We start from the raw sequence: 5611 nt of genomic DNA, 5'->3' as shown, positions 1-5611 counted from the left end.
CCCCGCGCGATGGGAAAGAACGTGTCGATCAGCCGTTGCGAGGTCAGGACCGGCGTATCGGGAAACTTGCGCTGCACAGCCCCGGATTTCAGCAGATCACCCGCCATGGGCCGCCGCACCGGCCAGCGCTGCGACAGGGGGATAACATGCTCCTGCCCGCCATCCGAAGTCAGACGCGCCACCGGATCGTTGACGGTCACAGCCCCCTTCTGCACCCAGTTGACGGTATAGGTGCCCGTCCAGTTGAAAGGCAGCATGATCTTGTGGGTAAAACGCCCCTCGGGCACCGTCCCGATGGTCTGCCCAGCGGTCACGGTATCCCCAAGTTTCACCGACGGCGTGAACGACCACTTGGCCGCCCGATCCAGCGGGTCCACATCGGCCCCGCGCGGCAGGAAAATGCCATAGGCATTGGCCACCTGCTTCAACGGCGCCTGCAACCCGTCATAGACCTGCCCCAGCAATCCCGGGCCAAGCGCCACCGACAAAAGCTGCCCGCTCTGCACCACCGGATCGCCCACCGCGACCCCTTGGGTGCTTTCATAGACCTGCGCGTCAGCGGTGTTGCCCTGCACGCGCAAAATCTCGGCCTTCAGCCGCTCCTGCCGACCACCGGCGGCCAAACGGCTGGGCAGGATGTAGACCATCTCGTTCTTGACCAACGCCCCCGACGTTCCATCGGGATTATCCATGGATTCGATCCGTACCAACCCTTCCTGCACGGCAACGATGCGGGCAGTGGCGGCGTCACCCTCGGGGTGTTGAACCTTTTTTGCGGCGGCGGTCATACTGTGGCTCCTTCCGCTTGCAGGTGTGGGAAATTCTTCAGCGCATCTTCGGACAGCTCGGTAAAGCGCTGCGCGGCAGCCACGCTGTCGGCCTTGGCCCAGCGGTCAAAGATGTTCCACTTCAGAACGTAAATCACGACCGCTTCGAAATCGAAGTGATGGCGGCCTGCATGACGCTGCAACTGGCGAAAGGTGACATCCAGCAGATGGCGTTGCAGACCCAGCGGGTCCCCCTGCTCCAACAACTGCCCGGCTTGCCGCAACCATGGCAAGGATCGATCCAGACCAAAGGCAGGCTCGTTCCAATTGGCCGCGATCTGAGACGTCCAGACGCCATAACCCCAATCCGTTTCAGGCGGCTTTACTCCGCCTTGCCGCATCCGCAGCGCGGCCACGGCGGTGCGCAACTCCATCCGTTCATCCACGATGCGGCGCAATGTGCGATAGGGCAGATCAGCCATCAGCTCCTTTGCCCGACCCACCAACGTGTCCAGGTCCGACCCCGGATCATAGGCAGACCAGCTCAGCAAACGCTCCATCCGCGCAAGCGTCTGCGCATGTTCTTCGCTCAGCGCTGACAGGCGTCTGTTGAGCCGCAAGCGGGACAAGGGGGGCCGTTTAGCCACAAACAACCGCTCCGAACTCGGTAGGCTGGAAACCAGCGCGACATAGGCATCGGGATCAGACATAGCTATTTGATCACCCCCTCAAGCACGGCACGGAAGCGGGGCTGCAAGTGCTGCATGAGCAGCGCGGCAATGGCCTGATCGGACAGGTCCAACGCCACTCCATCCTCACCCGCCTGCGCCCGGATACCGGCGTGCAGGTCGCTCGCGGCATAGAGCGTCACACCCTCTTTCAGTTTTTCCTGCGCCAGACCCAGAACATATTGGGTCAGCGCGCCCGACTGGATGTCATCTGCATTGGCGCTGATTGCCTCGGGGCCAACCACCTCGGCAGGCAGGATCACACTGGCTCCCTCGCCCATCGACGCCGCCTGCCCTGCCCGACCGACAAGCTCCAGCACCATCTGGCGCAACATCTCGGGCTCGGACATCTCGGTGCTGACCATGCGCTGCACGTCCTGTTCGAACTGCGCCATCATCGTCGATTTCATCGTCAGCACTGCGTCGCGCATGGCGGTGTTCAGGGCCTCTTCACCCGCGCGGGTGTACCGATCTGCCGCCTTCTTGGCGTCGGCCTTGGTCTTTTCCGCCACGGCCTCCGCCTCGGCCACGATCCGCGCGGCCTCCGCCTGCGCGTCCGCCACCAACCGCTCCGCTTCTGCGGTGCCCGCGGCCACTCCGTCGTGACGCAAACGGGCAATCAGGGCATCAACCCCTCTGGCCGTCTCCTGCTCTACCGCCATCACGCAATCCCCGCACTGATGACGAGGGCAAAGACAAAGGCAAAGACGCCAAAGCCCTCGATGATCGCAGCAGGCGCAAGGGCCAGACCAAATATCTGCGGCTTCTCTTTCGACGCATTGATGGCAGCCGCACAAGCCCGCCCCTGCCAGATGCCCGAATAGAGCAGCGCAACGCCGGACAGCAGGCCGACGCCGAACAGCCCACCCGCATTCTCTAGCGTCACCTCGCGGTTCAGGGTGAACATGATGACAATGCCGTAGATCACAAAGGTCGACGGAAAGGCCGAGATGCCGACGAACCGACCATAGCCGCCCTCGGTTTCCAGCATGGCACCGATACTCGCCTGCCCGGCAATCGAACAGCCGATGGAACTGGCGACAGCACCGAGGGCCATGGGGGCAAAAATCCCCACCCAACCCAATGCGATAACGAACTCAGTCATTCCTGAACCTCCTTGCGGGCAAAGGCCCGGAAGACGATGCCTTCCTCGGGCAGGCCCCATTTGTAAAACTCGATGAAATTAAGCCGCAGGCCGTGCACCACACCGCTCATCATCGCGAGCGCGAAGTTGAGCACGTGACCGATGACAAAGATCAGCAGCCCGCCCAACACGGCCAGGCCAGAGCCGGACGCCATCACATCCGCCGCCAGATCGTTGAAGGTGATGGCCAGCGAAGCCGAGGCAAGGCCAAGTGCAAACAGGCGCATATAGGACAGCACGTCGCCAAACATGCCCATCAGGCCCGCAGCACCTTTGAGGCCATCAAACCCGCGCCACAGCCAGTCCTTGGGCTGCCGTACGGGCCGGTCACTGGCATAGGCCACGACCAAAAGCAGGCCCACGCCCATCAGCGCCGCGCCAACGTCGCGCGATAATCCTTCCAGACCTCCGACCCACAACACCACCCCGCCCGCCAGCAGGGCGATCCAGCCCAGGTTGCCATAGCGGCTGCGCGTGGTCTTGGCCTGAAATGCCATCGCATTGGCAAAACAGATGTGCAGCACGCCGATCAGGATCGACAGCGTCATCATCGTGTCGAAGTCATTCAGATCAAGGAAGGCCACCCGTTCCAGCGGACCACGTGCCGGAGCAAAGCCAAAATAGCTGCCCACGATCACGCCAAACGCCACCGCAGCCCCGGCCAGATACAGGCCCATCCGCCGCCACGCCCGCATATGCGCGCTCACGCCCAATCGCCGCCAAAAGGTCAGAACAAGCAGGCCCACCACGATGCCATAGCCCGCATCCGCCACGATCATGGCAAAGAACAAGGCAAAGGACAGCATCAGCATCCGCGTCGGGTCCCACGCGCGGTAATGGGGCGGCTGATAGAACGTCGCCAGATCGACCCCGGCACCCGCCTCATCGGGTTGCTCCAGCAAGGTGGGCGGCGTGTCCTCGGGTCCCGGCGCTTCGATCAGCGCGGCCAGCCCGAGATCGGCACAGGCTTCCTCAACCTCCAACACCCGCGCCTCTGGCACCCAGCCCTGCACGGCAAAAAGGTCTGGATCGCGCAAAGTCTGGCTGTCGGCAAAGGCGCGTTCGGCCAGCGTTTCGGCCTCGGACAGCTTGCCGCGCAGCAAGGTTAGATAGCGGGTCAACGCCATCCGCTCGCCCAGCAGGGTCTCAATCTCGATCTCGGCTGTTTCCAGATCGGCTTCAAGCACTCGGCCGGGTTTCGCCCCCAGATGCACCCTTGGCACGGGCAGCAGATCGCTCGGCGGCTCATCCGGGCTAAGAACCACAACAAAAAGATACCGCGCATCTTGCCCGACAATCTCCCACGGCAGGTCCACCGATTGCAGCGCTGCGCGATGCTTCACCGGCAATTGCCAGAACCACAGGCGCTGACCCGCAAGGCTCTCAAGCGGCGGGAATTCGAAATCCCCCCACGGCTGCATATGCTCAAGCCGATTGGCCAGCGCATCACGACGGTCCCGCGCAGCGCGCAACCGATCCTTCAGCGCCAGCACATCGGCCACAAAGGCCTGCACATCGAATTCGGGATCGCTGCGCACCTGGCGGCGCGGCCCTGGCACCACAGCCAGAAAGCGCAAAGCCTTATAGGCTTCCTCCGCCTCCCGACTGACCCGCTTTTCCACCTGGGTCTCAGCCGGAACCAGCGGCAGGATATGCATCACACCCATATCCTGAAGCCGGGTCAGGGCCGCGTCCTGCGCCTCCACAGGCCCCACAAGGCTTAGCTTCTTCAAGGGCGCAATGCTCATGCCACGCCCCGCTTGCGCTTGGCAATCTTCGACCGGGTCACGGCGCTGGTCTGCTCGTCACTCAGATAGATGCGGATTTTCTTGATGTTGGCGCGGGCATTGGGGATCAGCACCTTGTCAAACAGGTTCAGCCGCTGGGTCACGGTCTGGACGGCCCGGTCCAGCACCTCGACCCGCTGGCGCGCCACCTGCACGCGCAACCGGGCGGTCAGCATGTCGTGCAACAAGTACGTCACATGATCGACCCAATGGGGCAGCACCATGGGCGAATAGGGGCGCACCGTCACCTCGATCCGGTCGAGCACGGGCAGGCGCGTGCCCACCACATTCTCCTCACCCAGATGATAGTCGGTCAGCTCCACCAACCCGCTCAGATCAATGTCGCGATTGCTCAGCATCGGCACATCGCGCCCGACCTCCGCCGCCAGCCGGTCAACTTCCTCCTGCAAGGCAGCCACCTCGGCCACAGCCTTGGCGCGTTCCGCCATCAGCTGCTGACGCTTCAGGTCCAACGACGGCAAGAACCGCTCATAGGACCGCAACTGCGCCGCCTCGCGGGCGAGTGAGGACTTATTCAGCTGCAACCGCGCCATCAGCCACCTTGGGGAAAAATGTGTCGATCAGGGTTTGCTTCATCAGCAACTGTTCTGCGGTGAAGCATTCCGCCAGCGTCTGCCAACACAGGTCCAGCGCCTCTTCCAGCGGCATGGATACGTTGATGTCCATGAAGCGGTCACGGAACAGGTCGCCAAACTTCAGCACTTGATGGTCATAATCCGACAGCTCGAACGCCATCGCCTGTTTCTGCGCCGCATCCCGCGCCTCGGAATAGAAGCGGATCATCGTGTTCATGATCTGGCTGTGATCCTCGCGCGTGGTCTTGCCCACCACGTTCTGTTTGAGGCGCGACAGGCTGCCGAACGGGTCAATCACGCCGGAATGCAGGTAAAACTGCCCCTCGGTGATGTAGCCGGTGTTGTCCGGCACCGGGTGAGTCACGTCATTTCCGGGCATGGTGGTGACCGCCAGAATGGTGACGGACCCGCCCTTGGCATAGTCGCACGCCTTCTCGTACCGCCGCGCCAATTCACTATAGAGGTCACCCATATAGCCACGCTGCGACGGCACCCGCTCCTGGCTGATGCCCACCTCTTTCATCGCGTCGGCATAGGCGGTCATGTCGGTCAGCAGGACCAGCACGCGCTTGCCCTCCTCCACCGCGAA

Annotated in this window: 6 protein-coding genes and 1 pseudogene; all 7 read right to left on the bottom strand. The window is 62.8% G+C overall.

What is annotated here, in order from left to right; all coding sequences use genetic code 11:
• Positions 1–788 (bottom strand): annotated as a pseudogene (locus AC6RA8_RS16875) (hypothetical protein); the annotation flags it as partial.
• Positions 785–1477 carry a hypothetical protein gene (locus AC6RA8_RS16870; RefSeq protein WP_500354175.1) on the bottom strand — a complete coding sequence of 231 codons (693 nt, stop codon included), beginning with the start codon at positions 1475–1477 and terminating at the stop codon, positions 785–787. The pseudogene AC6RA8_RS16875 and the gene AC6RA8_RS16870, both read right to left, overlap by 4 nt.
• A 2-nt stretch (positions 1478–1479) precedes the next feature.
• Positions 1480–2157, bottom strand: coding sequence for a hypothetical protein (locus AC6RA8_RS16865; protein WP_500354173.1), 678 nt, complete (start codon positions 2155–2157; stop codon positions 1480–1482).
• Complete coding sequence (locus AC6RA8_RS16860) at positions 2157–2600, bottom strand: ATP synthase subunit C (protein ID WP_500354172.1); 444 nt, start codon at positions 2598–2600, stop codon at positions 2157–2159. Before AC6RA8_RS16860 ends, AC6RA8_RS16865 begins: the two co-directional genes overlap by 1 nt.
• A complete protein-coding gene (locus AC6RA8_RS16855; protein ID WP_500354170.1) occupies positions 2597–4387 on the bottom strand; it encodes a V-type ATP synthase subunit I in 1791 nt (596 codons plus the stop codon). The genes AC6RA8_RS16860 and AC6RA8_RS16855 overlap by 4 nt, the downstream gene beginning before the upstream one ends.
• Positions 4384–4980 carry a V-type ATP synthase subunit D gene (locus tag AC6RA8_RS16850; protein WP_500354169.1) on the bottom strand — a complete coding sequence of 199 codons (597 nt, stop codon included), beginning with the start codon at positions 4978–4980 and terminating at the stop codon, positions 4384–4386. Before AC6RA8_RS16850 ends, AC6RA8_RS16855 begins: the two co-directional genes overlap by 4 nt.
• Positions 4958–5611 (bottom strand): ATP synthase beta subunit C-terminal domain-containing protein (locus AC6RA8_RS16845; RefSeq protein ID WP_500354167.1); only part of this gene is annotated, 654 nt, incomplete at its 5' end. The genes AC6RA8_RS16845 and AC6RA8_RS16850, both read right to left, overlap by 23 nt.

This window comes from Tateyamaria sp. (assembly GCF_059783535.1).
The sequence above is the reverse complement of the archived record's forward strand: the minus strand, read 5'-3'. Positions and strand labels throughout refer to the sequence as shown.